16 protein-coding genes are annotated in these 18,856 nt (G+C 60.8%); 6 read left to right on the top strand and 10 right to left on the bottom strand.

Annotated features, from left to right (window positions below; all coding sequences use genetic code 11):
* Nucleotides 1-89: 89 nt before the first annotated feature.
* The gene (locus tag LIY45_RS06160) at nt 90-548 is read right to left on the bottom strand and encodes a transposase (protein WP_226475678.1); all 459 of its coding nucleotides are present in this window, start codon (nt 546-548) and stop codon (nt 90-92) included.
* A gap of 635 nt (nt 549-1,183) precedes the next feature.
* Between LIY45_RS06160 and LIY45_RS06155 the strand changes: the two genes are divergently transcribed.
* On the top strand, nt 1,184-2,596 hold the full coding sequence (locus tag LIY45_RS06155; protein WP_017480082.1) for an amino acid permease: 1,413 nt from the start codon (nt 1,184-1,186) through the stop codon (nt 2,594-2,596).
* Between the two features lie 45 nt (nt 2,597-2,641).
* Here LIY45_RS06155 and LIY45_RS06150 read toward each other — a convergent pair whose 3' ends face one another.
* The 4 genes from LIY45_RS06150 to LIY45_RS06135 form a co-directional block, all read right to left on the bottom strand.
* Nucleotides 2,642-3,766, bottom strand: coding sequence for an OpgC domain-containing protein (locus LIY45_RS06150; protein ID WP_226475677.1), 1,125 nt, complete (start codon nt 3,764-3,766; stop codon nt 2,642-2,644).
* A gap of 144 nt (nt 3,767-3,910) precedes the next feature.
* Entirely contained in the window at nt 3,911-4,207 is a 297-nt protein-coding gene (locus tag LIY45_RS06145) for a cupin domain-containing protein (RefSeq protein WP_226475676.1), read from the bottom strand.
* A 68-nt stretch (nt 4,208-4,275) separates the two neighbouring features.
* Nucleotides 4,276-5,895 carry an FMN-binding glutamate synthase family protein gene (locus tag LIY45_RS06140; RefSeq protein ID WP_063027376.1) on the bottom strand — a complete coding sequence of 540 codons (1,620 nt, stop codon included), beginning with the start codon at nt 5,893-5,895 and terminating at the stop codon, nt 4,276-4,278.
* Between the two features lie 39 nt (nt 5,896-5,934).
* On the bottom strand, nt 5,935-6,699 hold the full coding sequence (locus LIY45_RS06135) for a LuxR C-terminal-related transcriptional regulator (protein ID WP_226475675.1): 765 nt from the start codon (nt 6,697-6,699) through the stop codon (nt 5,935-5,937).
* 93 nt (nt 6,700-6,792) lie between these two features.
* On the opposite strand from LIY45_RS06135, the gene LIY45_RS06130 reads away from it, so the two are divergent.
* From LIY45_RS06130 to LIY45_RS06120, 3 genes are all read left to right on the top strand, one after another.
* Nucleotides 6,793-7,614: a carbon-nitrogen hydrolase family protein gene (locus LIY45_RS06130; RefSeq protein ID WP_226475674.1), complete on the top strand. Its 822-nt coding sequence runs from the start codon at nt 6,793-6,795 to the stop codon at nt 7,612-7,614.
* A 243-nt stretch (nt 7,615-7,857) separates the two neighbouring features.
* A complete protein-coding gene (locus LIY45_RS06125) occupies nt 7,858-9,183 on the top strand; it encodes an APC family permease (protein WP_226475673.1) in 1,326 nt (441 codons plus the stop codon).
* Between the two features lie 100 nt (nt 9,184-9,283).
* A complete protein-coding gene (locus LIY45_RS06120) occupies nt 9,284-9,556 on the top strand; it encodes a type B 50S ribosomal protein L31 (protein WP_017480090.1) in 273 nt (90 codons plus the stop codon).
* A gap of 25 nt (nt 9,557-9,581) precedes the next feature.
* Here LIY45_RS06120 and LIY45_RS06115 read toward each other — a convergent pair whose 3' ends face one another.
* From LIY45_RS06115 to LIY45_RS06100, 4 genes are all read right to left on the bottom strand, one after another.
* The gene (locus LIY45_RS06115; protein ID WP_026078300.1) at nt 9,582-10,988 is read right to left on the bottom strand and encodes an ATP-binding protein; all 1,407 of its coding nucleotides are present in this window, start codon (nt 10,986-10,988) and stop codon (nt 9,582-9,584) included.
* Nucleotides 10,989-10,990: 2 nt separating this feature from the next.
* Entirely contained in the window at nt 10,991-12,793 is a 1,803-nt protein-coding gene (locus LIY45_RS06110) for a DAHL domain-containing protein (RefSeq protein WP_226475672.1), read from the bottom strand.
* Nucleotides 12,790-13,737 carry a cytochrome c peroxidase gene (locus LIY45_RS06105; RefSeq protein ID WP_226475727.1) on the bottom strand — a complete coding sequence of 316 codons (948 nt, stop codon included), beginning with the start codon at nt 13,735-13,737 and terminating at the stop codon, nt 12,790-12,792. Before LIY45_RS06105 ends, LIY45_RS06110 begins: the two co-directional genes overlap by 4 nt.
* 66 nt (nt 13,738-13,803) lie before the next feature.
* Entirely contained in the window at nt 13,804-15,678 is a 1,875-nt protein-coding gene (locus LIY45_RS06100) for a GGDEF and EAL domain-containing protein (RefSeq protein ID WP_226475671.1), read from the bottom strand.
* A gap of 258 nt (nt 15,679-15,936) precedes the next feature.
* Here LIY45_RS06100 and LIY45_RS06095 point away from each other — a divergent pair, with 258 nt between their 5' ends.
* Nucleotides 15,937-17,283 carry an HD domain-containing phosphohydrolase gene (locus LIY45_RS06095; RefSeq protein WP_226475670.1) on the top strand — a complete coding sequence of 449 codons (1,347 nt, stop codon included), beginning with the start codon at nt 15,937-15,939 and terminating at the stop codon, nt 17,281-17,283.
* 48 nt (nt 17,284-17,331) lie between these two features.
* Nucleotides 17,332-17,742, top strand: coding sequence for an NUDIX domain-containing protein (locus tag LIY45_RS06090; RefSeq protein WP_226475669.1), 411 nt, complete (start codon nt 17,332-17,334; stop codon nt 17,740-17,742).
* A gap of 113 nt (nt 17,743-17,855) precedes the next feature.
* Here LIY45_RS06090 and metR read toward each other — a convergent pair whose 3' ends face one another.
* The gene (gene metR / locus LIY45_RS06085; protein ID WP_017480097.1) at nt 17,856-18,773 is read right to left on the bottom strand and encodes a transcriptional regulator MetR; all 918 of its coding nucleotides are present in this window, start codon (nt 18,771-18,773) and stop codon (nt 17,856-17,858) included.
* Nucleotides 18,774-18,856 lie beyond the last annotated feature (83 nt).

Raw genomic sequence — 18,856 nt, 5'->3', positions numbered from 1 at the left:
CTAACTGAAAAAACGCATGCCCAGGCTTTGGGTCTGCTACGCAGCCCAGCGGGAGCAAGCTCCCTCGCCACAATGGTTTCCATTTCTGGTTATAGCCAGCAGGCATCCCACAAAGAGTAATCGCCGGCGCGTTCAACCAGTCCCGCTCTGATGGGGTTGGCGATGATGTACCGAGCCAAGTGACGCAAGTCTTCACCGTCCCGGATTCCCCTGTCGTGATAGCCGTTCTGCCAAAAAGCGCCTGTACGGTTCCTCGCCCGGTTGATCGTGTGCGTGCTGCGGGACTTAATCGCCTGCATCAGTTGGGGCAGGCTGCGTTGCTCAAGCTGGACTAGCCAATGAAAGTGGTCGGGCATGATGACCCAGGCGATGGAGTTCCCCCATTTTTGCTCTTGTGCGCGCCTGAACTCTGTTACCAACAGGCGACCCAGACGAAAGTCGGCAAACAGGGGCTGACGATTGTGCACGACCGCCGTCACCAGATAAGCCCTGCCGGGCTCGCTGAATCTGCCGGTCCGCAGGCGATGGGATTGAGGGCGTGCTGGCATTCCATTGCAGTCCTTGTTGCTCCAGATGAATTGACGCTAGCAGCCTGATAGAGGCTTTGATCCCAGAATTGTTGAGTACACATTTCCGTGCCTGGAAACTCACTGTGGTGAGGGAGCTTGCTGTGGTGAGGGGGCTTGCTGTGGCGAGGGAGCTTGCTCCCGCTGGAGTGCGAAGCACTCCCAAAGAACGCCCCCCGGTCTGATTGATAAACCGCATGCCCAGGCTTTGGGTCTGCTACGCAGCCCAGCGGGAGCAAGCTCCCTCGCCACAGCAATCTCCCTCGCCACAAAGTGCCGAGCTAGAGCCTCCCCCGCCGGTAAATCCGCCAAAGGTCGGGGCATGACGTTGCACCATTACCGTGCAATACTCGCGGCCGTTTGTTGGCGAAGGTTCCTACGCTGGCCAGGTAATGCTCCTCCGCAAAAGGCGTGTTTACCGAGAGTTCCCGCTGAATCTTGCCGTTTATAGAGTGAAAACCCCTGGGTTTAGCTTTTTATACTGCACCCCCGCTGATCTGGCCTGGCCAGACCGTTTTACCCAAAAGGTGAACCGGAAACGGTACGCCCTGGCAGACCCGCCACGACGCTCCGGACTCGGTGGCTCATATCCAATAACAAGACGAGGTTGTATCCCTATGCCCGCTGGCAATCACCTGCCCCAAGGCGAGACCGCTCAGGGCGGTCCGCTGAAACGCGAACTTGGCGAACGGCATATTCGCCTGATGGCCCTCGGCGCCTGTATCGGTGTCGGCCTGTTCCTCGGTTCGGCCAAGGCCATTGAAATGGCCGGCCCGGCAATCATGCTGTCCTACATCATCGGCGGCCTGGCGATCCTGGTGATCATGCGCGCCCTCGGCGAGATGGCTGTGCACAACCCGGTGGCCGGCTCCTTCAGCCGCTACGCCCAGGATTACCTCGGCCCGCTGGCGGGCTTTCTCACGGGCTGGAACTACTGGTTCCTGTGGCTGGTAACCTGTGTCGCAGAAATCACCGCCGTCGCCGTGTACATGGGCGTGTGGTTCCCCGATGTGCCACGCTGGATCTGGGCCCTCGGCGCGCTGGTCAGCATGGGCACCATCAACCTGATCGCGGTCAAGGCGTTCGGTGAGTTTGAGTTCTGGTTCGCGCTGATCAAGATCGTCACCATCATTGCCATGGTGATCGGCGGCGTCGGCATCATTGCCTTCGGTTTCGGCAACGATGGCGTGGCCCTGGGGATTTCCAACCTGTGGAGCCACGGCGGCTTTATGCCCAACGGCGTACAGGGCGTGTTGATGTCCTTGCAAATGGTGATGTTCGCCTACCTGGGCGTGGAGATGATCGGCCTCACCGCCGGTGAAGCGAAGAACCCGCAGAAGACTATCCCGAGTGCCATCGGCTCGGTGTTCTGGCGCATCCTGCTGTTCTACGTCGGTGCGTTGTTCGTGATCCTGTCGATCTACCCGTGGAACGAAATCGGCACCCAGGGCAGCCCGTTCGTGATGACCTTCGAGCGTCTTGGCATCAAGACCGCCGCCGGCATCATCAACTTCGTGGTGATCACTGCGGCGCTGTCGTCGTGCAACGGCGGGATCTTCAGCACCGGGCGCATGCTCTACAGCCTGGCGCAGAACGGCCAGGCCCCGGCCACGTTCGGTACGACGTCGAGCAACGGCGTGCCACGCAAGGCGCTGCTGCTGTCGATCTTCGTCTTGTTGTTGGGCGTGTTGCTCAACTATATGGTCCCGGAAAAAGTCTTCGTCTGGGTCACCTCCATCGCCACCTTTGGTGCGATCTGGACCTGGCTGATGATCCTCCTGGCCCAGCTCAAGTTCCGCAAGAGCCTGACCCAGGCCGAACGTGACGGCCTCAAATACCGCATGTGGCTGTACCCGGTCAGTTCCTATCTGGCGCTGGCGTTCCTGGTGTTGGTGGTGGGCTTGATGGCGTACTTCCCGGATACCCGCGTGGCGCTGTATGTCGGCCCGGCGTTCCTGGTGGTGCTGACCGTCTTGTTCTACGTGTTCAAGTTGCAGCCCACCCAAGCTGCGGCACGCACCGCCAGCTGATTGTTCTGCGCTCAACAAAAAGCCCCTTTCGGGGCTTTTTGTTTTTCAGGCGATGGCGATGCGTGCCGGTTGGGTGAGCCGCTTGTTCAAATCCAGCCAGGCCCCCAGCAACGCCATCAGCCCTGCGCCTGCCAGTGCGGTGAAGATTTGCATGGCGAAGGCATCGCCGGTGATCGCATTGATCATGTCCGCCAGGGGCGCCAGCAGCACCCCCAGGCAGAACACTTCCAGGGAGTAACGCCCCATGCGGCAGGTTTGTTGTGCCAGCCAGTTTTGCGTCCAGGCGCGGCCGGGCAACAGTTTGGCGATGACATAGGCCAGGGCCAGGAAGTGCAGCAGACGCACCGGCGACAGGTCGGTCTTGCTGATGGGGTACAGCAGGTCACTGAGTGCCGATGGCATCAGCGCATCGTGGATTTCCGGCCAGCGCCACGAGAGCGTGAGAACCCCCGCCACCAGCGCGTACACCGCCGCAGCCACGAACAGCGGCTGACGCAACAGCCCACGGGTTTCTGCGGGACGTGGCTGCTGCGCATGAATCGCCGCCGCACCGCCCAGCACAAACAGCAACTGCCAGGTCACCGGATTGAAGTACCACACGCCGTCGGCAATCGCCGACAGGTTCCAGCCCAGGTGCGGGGCCAGCAGGTACACCGCCAGCGAAACAGCCACCACTGCCCAGGTCTTGCGCAGCAGCAACGGCAGCACCAGCGGCAAGCAACCCAGCAGCACGATGTACAGCGGCAGCGGGTCCATCAGGTTGGGCTTGAAGCGCAACAGCAACTCATCCACCAACGCTTGCTGGGGATGGGTGACGAAGTGCGTCAGGCCCATCTCTTCAACCAGGTCGCGGGTTTCCACATGGCTGTTGGCGAAGAACACGATGCCCATCAGCATCGCCAGCAAGAAGATATGCACCACGTACAGCACCCAGGTGCGTCGCCAGATTTTTACGCAGGCGATCAAGTAACCGTCGCGCTGCAGGACCTTGCCGTAGGCCAGCACCGCCGCATAACCGGCCAAAAAGACGAAGACTTCCGCCGCGTCGCTGAAACCGACGTTGCGCAGGGTGATCTGGCCCAGGGGGTTGTGGGGCACGTGATCCCAGAAAATGAAGATCAACGCCAGGCCCCGAAAAAAATCGATGCGCGGGTCGCGTCCGTTCAGCATGGCAGCGGGCTCTTGAACAAAGGGTTTAGTAATGACAAGCGGACGACGGCTTTTGCCGAGCCGTACGTCGGGCGGGGCGCAGGTTGGCGGTATTTGTAAGCAATTGCAAAGCCGAGTTTTTTGCTGAATGTCTCATCGCTTCGTTTAAACGTCGATGATCACCAGCGTGCCGTGGCTACCGGCAAGTACCGCATGGGCGATGCCGGCTTCCACCAGGTACATCTGACCGGCGACGACGTCGATGGCCTGCTCGCCGATGGACAGGCGCAAAAGGCCGTCGATCACCAACAGCCCTTCGTTGTAGTCGTGGGTTTCTTCTTCATAAGCCTGCGCGTCCATGCGCAGCACCTTGATCCGCGCCGGGCCGACCTGGCCCAGGCGGGTGGATTTCCAGGTGTCCGGCAGTGGTGCGGCGATGGCGGCAAAGTCCAGTAACGGCATGGTAAAGCTCCTTGTTTCTACGATGCCGTTCGGTGGTCCGGTTCAGCGGGGTTTTTCAGCGGGGTTTATCAGGCAGCGGCGATTTCATTCGGCTCAAAACTATCGGCCCGCGCCATCTGCCACATGCGCGAATAAAACTCGCCGTTCACTTCGCCGGTGAGTAATTCCCCTGGCTTGAGGAACACATGCAACTGCGAGAACAACTTGATCTCGGTGGCCGACATACGTCGCACCAAATGCTTGGCCGACAGTTGCGACGGGTGATCGAGACCGGCGGCGGCGAGCATTTCGGCCAGGGCCTTGAGGGTGTTGCGGTGGAAGTTGAACACGCGCTGGGCCTTGTCCGGCACCACCAGTGCCCGTTGGCGCAGCGGGTCTTGGGTGGCCACGCCGGTGGGGCATTTGTTGGTGTGGCAGCTTTGCGACTGGATGCAGCCAATGGCGAACATGAAGCCCCGCGCCGAGTTGGCCCAGTCGGCACCGATGGCCAGGACGCTGGCGATGTCGAACGCGCTGACGATCTTGCCGCTGGCGCCGAGTTTGATCTTGTCCCGCAGGTTCAAGCCCACCAGGGTGTTGTGCACGAACAACAAGCCTTCACGCAGCGGCACGCCGATATGGTCGGTGAACTCCACCGGCGCGGCGCCGGTGCCGCCTTCCTTGCCGTCCACCACGATAAAGTCCGGGAGGATACCGGTTTCGAGCATGGCCTTGGCGATGCCCATGAATTCCCACGGGTGGCCCAGGCAGAACTTGAAACCCACCGGCTTGCCGCCCGACAGCTCACGCAACTGGGCGATGAAGTGCATCATTTCGATGGGGGTGGAAAACGCACTGTGGCGCGACGGCGAGATGCAGTCTTCGCCCATCATGATGCCGCGAGTCTCGGCGATTTCCTTGGTCACCTTGTGCTTGGGCAGGATCCCGCCGTGGCCTGGTTTGGCGCCTTGGCTCATCTTGATTTCGATCATCCGCACTTGCGGGTTCTGCGCCTGTACGGCGAAGCGCTCCGGGTCGAAAAGGCCGGCGCTGGTCCGGCAGCCGAAGTAGCCGCTGCCCAGTTCCCAGGTCAGGTCGCCGCCGTTTTCCCGGTGATAGGGGCTGATGCTGCCTTCGCCGGTGTCATGGGCGAAATTGCCGAGCTTGGCCCCCTGGTTGAGGGCGCGAATCGCGTTGGCGCTCAACGAGCCGAAACTCATGGCCGAGATGTTGAACACCGAGGCCGAGTACGGCTGCTTGCACTGCGGGCCACCGACCATCACGCGAAACGCGCTGGGGTCACTCAACGGTGCAGGGCGCATGGAGTGGCCGATAAATTCAAAGCCGGACTGGTACACGTCAATCAGCGTACCGAAGGGTTTGTCGGCGCTTTCGTTCTTGGCGCGGGAATAGACCAGCGAGCGCTGGGCCCGGGAAAAGGGCAGGGCGTCGCTGTCGGATTCCAGCAGGTATTGGCGGATTTCCGGACGGATGCCTTCCACCAGGTAACGGATATTGCCCAGGATCGGATAGTTGCGGCGCACCGCGTGGGGGCTTTGCAGCAGGTCGAAAATGCCGATCAGGCTGAGGATGCCGGTGACTGTCGCGATTGGCCACACCCATTCGTGTTCGATAAACGGCATGCTGGCGAGGGTGAAAATGACGCAGGCGGCAAAGAACGCGTAACGGCTTAGTAACGACAGGCTCATACGGTTTTCCTTAGGTTCCACTCATCAGTAATACGATTTTCAGGCGTTTTGCGCCTGCAGAAAAATCGAGAACAGCTCCGACTGGGATTTGATCCCCAGCTTGCTGTACATGTGTTTCTTATGGACTTTCACGGTTTCAACAGAGATTTCCAGCTTACGAGCGATTTCCTTGCTGGAGCAACCACTGAGCATCAAACGGCCCACATCCAGCTCCCGCGCGGTGAGTTGCGCGCCCCAGCCATCGTTGTGGATCGGCGCCTGCGGGGCGCTCACCTGGTTGAGTTCATGGGGCAGGCGTTGGCGCAGCAAGCCCAGCACCCAGGGCTGAATCAGCGACAGCAGGGCAATCTGCTGCGGGTCAAAGCGCTGTTTGGAGCCCAGGGACAGGCATAAGGTTCGCCCGTCCGGTTGCTGGCAGTTGAACTGGATTTCATCGGCCACCACGTTCAGCCGGAAGTAGCGCTGGTAGTACTCGGTCAGCTCGAAATGCTCCGGGGCCACTTCGGCCAGGCGAAACAGCCCGGTGCGCGAGTGTTCGCGGCTGGCGATGTAGAAGGGGTCGAGCAGGTACAAGCCGTTGAGGTAATCCTGGAACAGATGGTCCGGCTCACCGTCCTGGCCCGGGCATTCGGCGAACACCAGGGGCTTGTGCGCGCTGCTGAACAGCAACACCACCCAACTGTCGAACGGCACATATGGGTCCAGCAACCGGACCAGCTGCGTCCAGAAATTCGGCTGGTCCAGGGCGTCTATCATCTGCCCCACCGAACGGTGCCAGGCGATGTCTTCCAGCGACAATGTCATGCATCTACCCCCATAGGGTTAACCCGGCTGCGTAATTTCCCGAGTGTTCGCGGCTGCGCATACTGCGCCACAGATAAAGAACAAGGAATCACCATGAAGGTCGAATTTGCCCAGTTGGCAGGCCGCGATAACGCCACAGCTTACAACCTTGAGCGCGCTTTGGCGGCGATTGCTGCGTGTGCGGCGGATACCCAATTGGTCGTATTCCCGGAAACTCACCTGATGGGCTTCCCGACCGCCGACACCGTGGCCGAGGTGGCCGAGCCGGTGGAGGGCCCGACCGTCCAGGCGATTATCCAGGCGGCGCGCACGCACAATATCGCCGTTGTCATCGGCATGGCCGAGAACGACGCCGGCCAGCTCTACAACACCACCTTGATGGTCACCCCGGACGGCATCGCCCTGCGTTATCGCAAGACCCACCTGTGGGCCTCGGACCGCGGCGTGTTCACCCCCGGCGACCGCTACGCCACCTGCGTGTGGAACGGCGTGCGCGTGGGCCTGCTGATCTGCTACGACATCGAATTCCCGGAAACCGCCCGCGCCCTGGCGCAGTTGGGCGCTGAAGTGTTGATCGTCACCAACGGCAACATGGACCCGTACGGCCCCACCCACCGCACCGCGATCATGGCCCGCGCCCAGGAAAACCAGGCGTTTGCGCTGATGGTCAACCGGGTGGAAGAGGGCGACGACGGCCTGATGTTTGCCGGTGGCAGTGCGCTGGTGGATCCGTTTGGCAGCTTGCTGTTCGAAGCCGGGCGCGCGGAAGGGCAGTTCAGGGTTGAACTGGACCTGGGGCAACTGGCGGCGGCGCGACAGGATTATCGCTACCTGGATGACCAGCGCTTGAAATTGCCGGGGGAGGTGATTGAGCGCAAAGACGGAACGCGGGAGTTGCTGATCCCCAAACCCTGACCCCGATTCTTGTGGCACGGATGCTGTTGTGGCGAGGGAGCTTGCTCCCGCTGGGGCGCGAAGCGGCCCTAAGATTTTGGGACCGCTGCGCAGCCCAGCGGGAGCAAGCTCCCTCGCCACAAAAGGGGTAGTCACCACAACGTGGCACCCGTTCAAAAAGCGGCTTCAACCATAAAAACTATTGTTCCTGCTGCACCGACTTCAGTCCTGCCATAACTCTAATAATTGCGCGGAGAATCGCTCATGGCTCGTTTGCAACGCACCCTGTCGCTAGGGTCGGTGGTGCTGTTTGGCATCGCCTATATGACACCGATCATTGTCCTGGGCACCTTCGGCATCCTGGCGCAATCCACCGCCGGGATGGTCCCGGCCGCTTACCTGGCCGCGCTGGTGGCGATGTTCTTCACCGCCATGAGCTACGGCCGCATGGCCTCGGCGTTCCCGGTGGCCGGTTCCGCCTACAGCTACGTGCGCAAGGCCATCAGCCCCAAGCTCGGGTTTATCGCCGGTTGGGCGGTGTTGCTCGACTACCTGTTCCTGCCCATGGCCATCTGGCTGATCGGCGCGGCCTACCTGCATTCGGCCTTTCCGGCTGTGCCCCAATGGGTCTGGGTACTGGCGTTTATCGGGGTCACCAGCGTGATCAACATCATCGGCCTGAAACTCGCCAACGGCATCAACGCCTTGCTGATGCTGGTGCAGTTCCTGGTGCTGGTCGCCTTCGTCGCGCTGTGCATCCACTACATCGGCGGTGACGCCAGCAAGCCGCTGTGGACCATCACCCCGTTCTTCAACGGCGAGATGCACATGCCGTTGATCATGAGCGGCGCGGCGATCGCCTGCTATTCGTTCCTGGGCTTTGATGCGGTCAGCACCCTGACCGAAGAAACCCGTGACCCGCGCCGCACCATTCCCCGGGCGATCATGCTGATCACCCTGATCGGCGGACTGATCTTTGTCGGGGTGTCGTACTTCGTGCAGATTGCTCACCCATCGTTTGAATTTACCGACGTGGATTCCGCCGCCTACGAGATCGCCCGCAACATTGGCGGCGACCTGTTTGTGTCGATCTTCCTGATCGGCCTGATCGTCGGCCAGTTCGCGTCGGGGCTTTCGGCCCAGGCCAGTGGTTCGCGGTTGCTGTTTGCAATGGGGCGCGACGGGGTGTTGCCCAAGTCGTTCTTCGGTACTTTGCATGCGCGCTTCGGTACGCCGGTCAACAGCATCCTGCTGTGCGCGGTGGTGGCGTTACTGGCGTTGAGACTGGACGTCACCACCTCGACCTCGTTCATCAACTTCGGCGCGTTCCTGGCTTTCAGCCTGGTGAACCTGTCGGTGATCTTCCACTACTGGATCGGCGCGAAGCAGCGCGGGTTGCGGGAGCTGGTGTTGTTCCTGGTGTTCCCGACCATCGGCCTGGTGGCGGATTTGTGGTTGATGGTCAGCCTCGATCACCTGGCGATCTACCTGGGCCTGAGTTGGTTGGCGATTGGCCTGGTGTACCTGGGTTTCCTGACGCGGGGCTTCTCGCAACAGCCGCCGGAAATGGACTTTCAGGAAGCCGCATAGAAGCTCGGGGTCTATTCTTATTGCAATCGGTTCTCGTTTGGGTGCATCATTTGTGTTACTGTATAACACTTGATGTTCACCCAGACGCCCCGGAGGCCTTATGAAACCTGGTATCCACCCCGACTACCGCACTGTCTTGTTCCATGACACCGCCGCCGACGTTTTCTTCTTGATCGGTTCCACCGTGGAAACCGACCGTACGCAAAAACACAGCGACGGCAACACCTACCCTTACGTGCTCCTCGACGTGTCCAGCGCCTCGCACCCGGTGTACACCGGCCAGCAGCGCAAGACCCAGTCCGAAGGCCGCATCGCCGGCTTCAACAAGCGGTTTGCGTCGTTTGGTTCGAGCCCGAAGAACGCCGAAGCCTGAGCCTGTCCCCTGTAGAGGTTTGCCTTTACAGGGGATCTGTCGTCTGGCGAATCGGCAACACCACCCGAAACGTCGTGCCTTTGCCCACTTCGCTGTTCACTGAAATGGTGCCGTGATGCTTCTTCACAATGCCATACGACAGCGACAGCCCCAGGCCTGTCCCTTCGCCCACCGGCTTGGTGGTGAAGAACGGGTCGAAGATCTTCTGCACGGTCTCCGGCGCGATCCCGCAGCCGGTGTCCGCCACTTCCAGCCAGACCTGGTCGCCCTCCACGCCATTGCTGAGGGTGATGGTGCCGCGTTCCGGGCCCATGGCCTGGGCGGCGTTGATCACCAGGTTCATCACCACCTGATTGAGCTGCGAGGCCAGGCATTCAATGTCCGGCAGCACCTGGAAATGCTTGACCACATCGGCCTTGTACTTGAGTTCGCTGGCGACGATATTCAGGGTAGAGTCGATACCCTGTTGCAGGTTTGCCCACTGCCATTTCTCGTCGTTGTCGACCCGCGAGAAATCCTTCAGGTCCTTGACGATCCGGGCCACGCGACCAATGCCGTCCTTGGATTCGTGGATCAGAATCGGAATGTCTTCCTTGAGAAACTCCAGGTCCATGGCGTTGCGCAGGCGTTGCAATTGCGCCAGGCATTCGCCGGGCGCAAGGGCTTCTTCGGCCTGCTGGTAGGCGTCGAGCATCTGCTGCAACTGTTTGAAGTAGCCGTCCAGGGTGCTCAGGTTGGAGGAGATGAACCCCACCGGGTTGTTGATTTCATGGGCCACGCCCGCCGCGAGCTGGCCCAGGGACGCGAGTTTTTCCGACTGCACCAACTGGCTTTCCAGTTGCTTGCGCTCATCGATCTCCAACTGCAGCGCTTGGCTGGCCAAGGTCAATGCCTGGGTACGCTGCTCCACCAGATGTTCCAGGTGACTGGTTTGCAGGGACGCACGCCGGGCCATGTCCCATTTGGCGGCCAGGGTGTTAGCCATCTGTTGGACTTCGATGTTGTCGAAGGGCTTTTTCAGGATCAGCAGGCGGTCATGGCCCTGCAGCCGAAACAGCAGTTCTTCCCAGGAGTAATCGGAGTAGGCGGTGCACACCACCACTTGCAGTTGGGGGGCGACTTTCCATAATTCTTCGATGGTTTGCGCGCCGTCCCAGCCCTGGGGCATGCGCATGTCGACAAAGGCCAAAGCGTAGGGACGCTCCTGTTGCATGGCCTGGCACAGCAACTGCAATCCTTCCTGGCCGCCGTAGGCCGAATCCAGCTCAAAGGCCAGGGCCTGGGGTGTGGCGCTGTCGCCGAAGAGCGCGGTTTCCATCTCATCCAGTTGTTGGTTCGCGTCCACGGGCGGCATCAAAATCTTGCGAAAGTCCTCGTGAATCGACGGGGTGTCGTCGATCAATAAGATTCGCCGGTTCGGTGGTTTATTCATGCTCAGGTCCGTACGGGATCAAGGGGGATGAGCAAGGTGAACAACGCACCTTTGCCCGGCCCATCGCTGTGGGCAGTCAGGCGGCCCTTCATTTCCAGGGCCGCCAGGGCGCAGCTGTGCAGGCCAAAGCCGTGGCCTTCCTTGCGGGTGGTAAAACCGTGGGTGAAGATTCGCGTCATGTTTTCTGCGGGTATGCCTTCGCCTTCGTCCTTGACGCTGATCTGCAAGGTGCCGTCGTTCAGCGGCAGCACCGTCAGGGTCATTTGCCGGGTGCGGTCGGTGAGGTTGGACATGGCGTACTTGGCGTTGCTGATCAGGTTGACCAGGATCAGCAGCAACCGATGCTTGTCGGCCATGATCTCGGGGACGTCGTGGTAGTGCTTGACCACGGTCACATGGTGGCGGCTCAAGGCCCCGGAATTCATGCGCAGCGCATCCTCCATCAAGGCGCTGATATGCACCGGCTCCAGCAGTGTGGATGCGCCGGCGTAGGACTGCTGGGTGGAAACAATGTCCTTGATGTGGTCGACGCTTTTGCTCAGTTGCGCCAGTTCCTCGGTGAGGCTCTGCTGTTCAGTGGCGATGGCCTCGACCAACTGGTTCAGGTAATCGGGCAACAACTTGCCTTTTTCATTCTCGGTGAGAAAGGTCCCCAGGTCGCGGCGGTGCTCGTTGATCAACTGCATGGCCTTGCCCAGCCCCAGCGCCTTGCTGGTGCGCAGCTTGCGCGTCACCAGCTCGGCGGAGATGTTCACGCTGTTGAGTACGTTGCCGACGTTGTGCAGCACGTTGGTCGCAATTTCCGCCATGCCGGCCTGGCGGGCGCTGTCCATGAGTTCACCTTGGGCGTCCTTGAGTTCCCGGGTACGTTCCTCGACGCGTTGCTCAAGGTTTTCGTTGACCACATGCAAGGCCCGGTTGACCCGGTTGATCTCGGCGAAACTGCGCAACAGGCGAATCGCCAGGTACAGCAGCAGCGCCACCAACAAGGTCGAAAACACCAGCAGGTAGCGATGGTATTTCTGGTCGAGCAAGTCGGCGGCCGCCTGGTCCTGGTTGAGCTGGTTGGTCAGGTCGTCCAGGCGTTCGGCCAGCGGCACGGCGGCGATGCGTTCGAGCAGGTCGTTGACCACGGGCTGTTCCCGCAGGATCAGCGAAAGGTGCTTGCTGAGAATATCCACCGGCACCTGGAACGACTCGGGCAGGCTCAGTTTGTTGATCGCCAGTTTGTTCAGGCCCACCAGAATGTCGGCGGCCTTGTCGTCGCTGGTCACCTGGGCGAATTCGAGGCTGCTCAGGAGTACGTCGTAGGTGTCGGTGGCGATGCTTTGCTGAAGCAGCTTGTCGCCGTCGGTGAGTGCCAGGAACTGCGCCTGGATATCGTCTTCGGCGGTAGGCAGGAAGGCCAGGGAATTGCGCAGTACCGCATTGTGGGACTTGAACCGCTCCACCAGCCGGGCCTTTTCCTGGATCGCCTGGCGATAGGCGTCCTGGCTGGATTGCCAGCGGGCCGGGTCTTCGTGAGTGTTCTGCGATTCGCGGCGCTCAAGCTGGGCCCACAGCTCGTTTATCTCTTTGAGGGGGGCGACCAAGGGATCGTAGTTGTGGGTCAGGGCAATCCTGGCCTTGAGCACTTCGCTGTCCCATTGTGAGTTCAGTTGCTTGATTTCGCGGATCAGGTCGCGGGATTCGGAGTAGGTGGTCTGCTCGCTCGATGACTTGAGGTACAGGAATACCAGGATCGAGGCGAGTATCAGGGTCATGGCGCTGAGCATGAGCTGGGTGGCGCGGCGGGAGAGCTTCATAGGGGCTTGCCTGCCCATTCGCCGGTCAGGGTTTTCAGAAACAGCACGATCAGGGTCTTGTCTTCCGCGGAGGGAATGCGCCCCAACTGGTACTTGAACATCACGTCGACGGCTTCTTCGAGGGTCTTGGCCGAGGCGTCGTGAAAGTACGGGGCGGTGACTGCCACGTTGCGCAGGCTGGGCACCTTGAACACGTTGCGGTCTTCCTCGTCCTTGGTCAGCAGGTAGCGTCCCAGGTCGGCTTCGGTGGGGTTGCCACGGGCTTTGAAGTAGTCGTCCATGACGCCGAATTTCTGGTACATGTTGCCGCCGATATTGGCGCCCTGATGGCAGGCGATGCAGCCGTACTCCTTGAAGCGCTGGTAGCCGTATTTTTCTTCAAGGGTGAGGATGTCGGTGTTGCCCTGCAGGTATTGGTCGAAGCGCGAATTGGGAGTGAGCAGCGTTCGTTCATAGGTCGCCAGGGCATTTTGCACCGTGGCAGGCGTAATGCCGTCGGGGTAGACCTGTTGGAAGGTGGCCTGATAGTAGGGCAGGGCCGACAAGGTCCGGATCACGGTTTTCCAGTCGTTGCCCATTTCCAAGGAGCTGGTGACCACTTGTTCGACCTGCGCTTCAAGAGTGTCGACCCGTGCGTTCCAGAATTGTTTGAAGTTCAGGCTGGCGTTGAACACGGTCGGGGTGTTGAGCGCCACGGGCTTGCCGTCGAACCCCAGGGAAAACGGCTGATTGTCGACGCCGCCGGTTTGCAGGTCATGGCAGCTGGCGCAGGACTTGGTGTTGTTGACCGACAGTTGTGTTTCGTTGAACAACTGGCGCCCCAGCTCCACCGTTGCCGGATCCAGTTGCGGTATCGGCGGCAGCGGCTTGAGCGGTTCGTCCAGGGGCGCGGCCATCACGGGCAGGCAGGTCGCCAGCCAAAACAGGATGGCGAGCCCGGGCACCCATGAAGACCGGTGAACATTGCGTGGCGTGGCGTCGCTCAAGCGATGATTCCTTGGGGAAGAAGGTTATTGGCTAGGCATCAGGGTGCGTGGTCCGGCTTGCATGAACTGGGCGAATTCATCGGCTGCCACAGCCTTGCTGAACAGAAAACCCTGGCCTTCTTCACACTGGTGAGCCCTGAGGAAGTCCAGTTGCTCAACCGTCTCCACGCCCTCGGCAATGATGTTCAGGTCCAGGCTTTTACCCAGGCTGATAATCGCGCTGATCAGTTGTGCGTCCTGGGTGTTTTTACTCAAGCCACGAACGAACGATTGATCGATTTTCAGCACATCAATGGGAAAGCGCCGCAGGTAGCTGAGGCTGGAATAGCCGGTGCCGAAATCATCCACGGCCAGGCGCACCCCCATGGTCTTGATCGCCCGTAAGGTAACCAGGGTCTCCTCGACGTTTTGCATCAGCACACTTTCGGTAATCTCCAGCTCCAGCAAGCCCGGCGTGAGGTGGGTGCGCTCGAGGATGGCTGCCAGGTTGGCGACAAAATCCCGCTGGCGAAAATCGATGGCCGAGATGTTCACTGAAATACAGATCGGCGCCATGCCGGCTGCCTGCCAGGCTTTCGCTTGCTCGCAGGCCTGGCCCAGCACCCATTGGCTCAGGAGCACGATCAGGCCGCTGTCCTCGGCCACTGGGATAAAGGCCGACGGGTAGACCCAGCCGTGATCGGGCTGGTACCAGCGAATCAAGGCCTCCGCGCCGACAATTCGGCCGCTGTTCAAGTCCAGTTTCGGTTGGTAGTGCAACACAAACTCGTTGCGTTGCAGGGCCAGCCGAATCGCGGTCTCCAGGCTGTGTTGTTCCTGGGCGTGGCGGTTCATGTCATCGATGAAAAAGCTGAAGTCATTCGGGCCGTGATCCTTGGCGGCGTGCATGGCGGTTTCGGCTTTCTTGATCAATTCCACAGCGCTGAAACTGTCATTGGGGTAAATGCTGATGCCCAGGCTGGCGGTGACGCTCAGGTCGTGGCCGGCCACGTAGCGGATGTGGCTGACCACCTTCAGGACTTTCTCGGCGATGTGCTGGGTTTGCTGGGGATGATGAACGTCGTTGAGGATCAGCACGAACTCGTCGGAGCCGTAGCGAAACACCGAGTCCGACTCGCGCACTGTCGCCACCAGGCTTTGGCTGACTTGCTTGAGCACTTCATCGCCCACTGGGTGGCCCAGGGCGTTATTGATGCGCTTGAAGCGGTCCAGGCCGATAAACATCACCGCCAACTGGGTGTCATGGCGCCGGCAGGCGGCGATGGCCTGGGTCAGCCGGTCTCCCAGCAGCGTGCTGTTGGGCAGGTCGGTGAGGGCGTCGTATTGCAACAGGTGCGAAACCTTGAGCAGTTCCTGCACCCGTTCCTCCACCGTACGCTCCAGGCCCATCAGCTTGAGGGCGGCATCCTGTGCGAGCTGCCATTTCCAGGTCAGGGCACTGGCCATCTGGCGGATTTCGAGGTTGTCGAAAGGCTTTTTCAGGATCAGCAGTTGGTCGTCGTATTTGAGGCGCGCTTCGATGGCTTCGAAGGAATAATCGGAATAGGCCGTGCACAAGGCGATTTGCAGGTGAGGGTCGACAGCCCACAGTTGCTCGATGGTCTCCAGCCCGTCCCAGCCTGGCGGCATGCGCATGTCGATAAAGACCAGGGCGTAGGGGGTGTTGGCAGCCAAGGCCTTGGTCACCAGGGCCAGCGCTTCCTCGCCTTGATAGGCCGAGTCCAGCAGGAACGTCTGGCGCACGGCCGGGGCGGTGCCGAACAGGGTCTCTTCGATGCTGTCCAGGGATTGGCCGCCATTGGCGTCGGCTTCGAGGATCTTGCGGAAGTCTTCGTGGATCGAGGCGGTGTCGTCGACGATCAGGATTCGCCGATTGGCCCGTGCAGAGCGCGGGTTCATGAGCGGTTCCAGGGGGCGCTCAACTGCATATTCTGGCGCATGTGGCTTCCTTACCTTGAGTGCATCGGTAAACAGGGACGGTCATGGGCTTCTTGCCACAAGCATAGTTGGCTCCCTTGAATAAGTCGGCCAGTTGGCGTCAAATCAACGCCAGTTACCCCCGCATTCATCTAGCGCTCAATGCTCCTGCAAGTACAGCGATTGATGACGACGGGCGCGCAATGGTGCAATTTTGTGTCATTGAGAGGAGGTGTCGCCATGGACGAGCAACTAGCAACGACTGCCCCCTACACCCCCACGATTTTGCTGGTCGACGACGAAGAGTCGATTCTCAACAGCCTGCGCCGTTTGCTGCGCGGCCAACCCTACGACGTGCTGCTGGCCGGCAGTGGCGCCCAGGCCCTGGAAATCATGGCCGCGCGGCCCATCGACCTGGTCATGACCGACGCCCGCATGCCGGCCATGGACGGCGCGATGCTGCTGGCCGAGACCCACCGGCTGTACCCCGCTACCACGCGCATCCTGCTGACCGGCTACGCCGACATGAGCATGATGATCAAGGCGATCAACGAAGGGCAGATCCACCGCTACATCAGCAAACCCTGGAATGACGAGGAAATGCTCCTGACCTTGCGCCAGTCCCTCGAGCACCAGCATTCCGAGCGCGAGCGGCTGCGCCTTGAGCAGTTGACCCGGGAGCAGAACGACCAGTTGAAAGTCCTTAATGCCACCCTGGAAAAACGCGTGGTGGCGCGCACTTCCGAGCTGCAGCAGACCGCCGACATGCTCGACCTGGCCTACGATGAGCTCAAGCGCAGCTACGTCACTGGTACCGAGGTGTTTTCGCTGCTGGCCAACCTGCGGCTACCCAAGGAAAAACAGACCAACCGCCAACTGATCGAACTGATCCGCGTGTACTGCAAGTTCCAGCCCATGGATGAAGCCAGCGCGCGCGACCTGACCATGGCCGCTGCGCTCTACAACATCGGCAAGTTAAGCTGGAGCGACAGCATGATGATCTCTCCCAGCGACCTGCTGCACAGCACCGACCGTGAGCGTTACCGGGCGTATCCGACCCAGAGCGAATCGTTGCTGATGACCCTGGAACCGATGAAAGACGCGGCACGCTTGATCCGCCATCACCAGGAACGCTGGGACGGCAGCGGCTTTCCCGACCACCTCAAGGGCGACGCAATTCCGCTGGGCTCGCGGCTGTTGAAACTGGCGGTGGATTTCATCGAACTGCAACGCGGCTTGATCCTTGAGCGGCAGATGAACAGCGACGAAGCGCTGCTTTACATCCGCAAATACGCCGGGCGCCTTTACGACCCGGAGATGGTGGAAGACTTCATCCAGGCCTGCGCGGCGTTTCTCAGTGACGTGACCCTGGGCGATCCGTCGGTCAAGGTCCTGACCACCCGCGAACTCGCCGAAGGCATGGTGCTGGCGCGCAACCTCAACGCCGACAACGGCATGCTGCTGCTCAACGCCGGCAAGGTGTTGAACCTGCCGCTGGTGGACAAGCTGATTGCGTTCGAAGCCATGGAAGGGGCGAAGTACAGCGTCTTCATCAAGGCGCCGGATGAGGCGCTGCTTTCGGGCTGAGGCCGGTTCATGGGATCCTTGCGCCTTTGTATTCAAGGCGACCTTCCCATGACCTCCACCATTCGCATCGCCGCCGCCCTGCTGATCGGCAGCGACGGCCAGACCCTTTTGGTACGCAAGCGCGGCACCCAGGCCTTCATGCAGCCAGGCGGCAAGATCGACGCCGGTGAGCAACCTGCCGAGGCCCTCGCCCGTGAGCTGCACGAAGAACTGGGCCTGCGGATTGACCCGGCGGCGGCTGTTTACCTGGGGCAGTTCTCGGCGCCGGCGGCGAATGAGCCGGGGTTTGTGGTGCAGGCCGAGCTGTTCCAGGTGCACATCGACGTGGCGGTGACACCGGCTGCCGAGATTGAAGAGGTGCGCTGGATCGACCCGGCCGGCGACGGCGGTTTGCAGCTTGCGCCGCTGACTCGGGATTTGATTCTGCCGTTCTATCGCTCGTCGCTGATCCCTGCCTGACCTTGTGGCGAGGGAGCTTGCTCCCGCTGGGGCGCGAAGTGGCCCCAAGATTTCTGGGTCTGCTGCGCAGCCCAGCGGGAGCAAGCTCCCTCGCCACAGGTACCCGCTATTTATCAGCGTACGGCGCTGACCCCGTCCAGGGTCGAAAACGAGGTGTCCTTGGCCGTCAGCAGAAAATCACGCATGTACGGCGCGTCCAGCATGTCGGCGCGAATCCCGGCGTACAGCGTGGCAAACAGGCCTTTTTCCCCCAGCCGCTTGGCTTTCACATAGCCCCGGGAGCTGTATTCATGCAGCGCCCAGTGGGGCATGCCGCACACGCCGCGACCGCTGGCCACCAACTGCATCATCATCACCGTCAGTTCCGAGGTACGCACCTGGGCGGGTTCCACGTCGGCGGGTTCCAGGAAGCGGGTGAAGATGTCCAGGCGATCCCGTTCCACCGGGTAGGTGATCAGGGTTTCGCTGATCAGGTCTTCGGGCACGATGTAAGGCTTGTTCGCCAGCGGGTGCTGGTTGGCCACCGCGAGCATGGCTTCGTAGGTGAACAACGGCACATAAGTGATGCCCGGCAGTTCCAGCGGGTCGGAGGTCACCACCAGGTCCAGGTCGCCACGGGCCAGGGCCGGCAACGGCGCGAAGGCGAAGCCGGAGGCCAGGTCCAGTTCCACTTCGGGCCAGGCGTCGCGGAATTGGTCGATGGTGGGCATCAGCCACTGGAAACAGCTGTGGCATTCGATGGCCATGTGCAAACGCCCGGCCGTGCCGCCGGCCAGGCGTGCGATGTCGCGTTCGGCACCGCGCAGCAAGGGCAAGGTGGCATCCGCCAGTTGCAGCAGGCGCAGGCCGGCACTGGTGAAGCGCAGTGGCTTGGTCTTGCGCACAAATAGCTGCATGCCCAGGCGTTCTTCAAGCTCCTTGAACTGGTGGGAGAGCGCTGATTGCGTCAGGTGCAGGCGCTCAGCGGCCTCCACCAGGCTGTCGGCTTCGCGCAAGGCGTGCAGGGTCTTGAGATGGCGGATTTCGAGCACGGGGTCTCCATGAATATAACTGGTGACAAATTCGGATTGGTTGAGTTTGTCTCATGTTGTTATGCCTGTCGACCGTCGTGCTC

The sequence above is a fragment of the Pseudomonas sp. MWU16-30323 genome (assembly GCF_020515595.1).
Lineage (GTDB): Bacteria > Pseudomonadota > Gammaproteobacteria > Pseudomonadales > Pseudomonadaceae > Aquipseudomonas > Aquipseudomonas yamanorum.
The sequence above is the reverse complement of the archived record's forward strand: the minus strand, read 5'-3'. Positions and strand labels throughout refer to the sequence as shown.

Coding starts and splice junctions, on each gene's coding strand:
- LIY45_RS06160 (WP_226475678.1), bottom strand. CDS start 548: ATGCCAGCACGCCCTCAATCCCATCGCCTGCGGACCGGCAGATTCAGC.
- LIY45_RS06155 (WP_017480082.1), top strand. CDS start 1,184: ATGCCCGCTGGCAATCACCTGCCCCAAGGCGAGACCGCTCAGGGCGGT.
- LIY45_RS06150 (WP_226475677.1), bottom strand. CDS start 3,766: ATGCTGAACGGACGCGACCCGCGCATCGATTTTTTTCGGGGCCTGGCG.
- LIY45_RS06145 (WP_226475676.1), bottom strand. CDS start 4,207: ATGCCGTTACTGGACTTTGCCGCCATCGCCGCACCACTGCCGGACACC.
- LIY45_RS06140 (WP_063027376.1), bottom strand. CDS start 5,895: ATGAGCCTGTCGTTACTAAGCCGTTACGCGTTCTTTGCCGCCTGCGTC.
- LIY45_RS06135 (WP_226475675.1), bottom strand. CDS start 6,699: ATGACATTGTCGCTGGAAGACATCGCCTGGCACCGTTCGGTGGGGCAG.
- LIY45_RS06130 (WP_226475674.1), top strand. CDS start 6,793: ATGAAGGTCGAATTTGCCCAGTTGGCAGGCCGCGATAACGCCACAGCT.
- LIY45_RS06125 (WP_226475673.1), top strand. CDS start 7,858: ATGGCTCGTTTGCAACGCACCCTGTCGCTAGGGTCGGTGGTGCTGTTT.
- LIY45_RS06120 (WP_017480090.1), top strand. CDS start 9,284: ATGAAACCTGGTATCCACCCCGACTACCGCACTGTCTTGTTCCATGAC.
- LIY45_RS06115 (WP_026078300.1), bottom strand. CDS start 10,988: ATGAATAAACCACCGAACCGGCGAATCTTATTGATCGACGACACCCCG.
- LIY45_RS06110 (WP_226475672.1), bottom strand. CDS start 12,793: ATGAAGCTCTCCCGCCGCGCCACCCAGCTCATGCTCAGCGCCATGACC.
- LIY45_RS06100 (WP_226475671.1), bottom strand. CDS start 15,678: ATGAACCCGCGCTCTGCACGGGCCAATCGGCGAATCCTGATCGTCGAC.
- LIY45_RS06095 (WP_226475670.1), top strand. CDS start 15,937: ATGGACGAGCAACTAGCAACGACTGCCCCCTACACCCCCACGATTTTG.
- LIY45_RS06090 (WP_226475669.1), top strand. CDS start 17,332: ATGACCTCCACCATTCGCATCGCCGCCGCCCTGCTGATCGGCAGCGAC.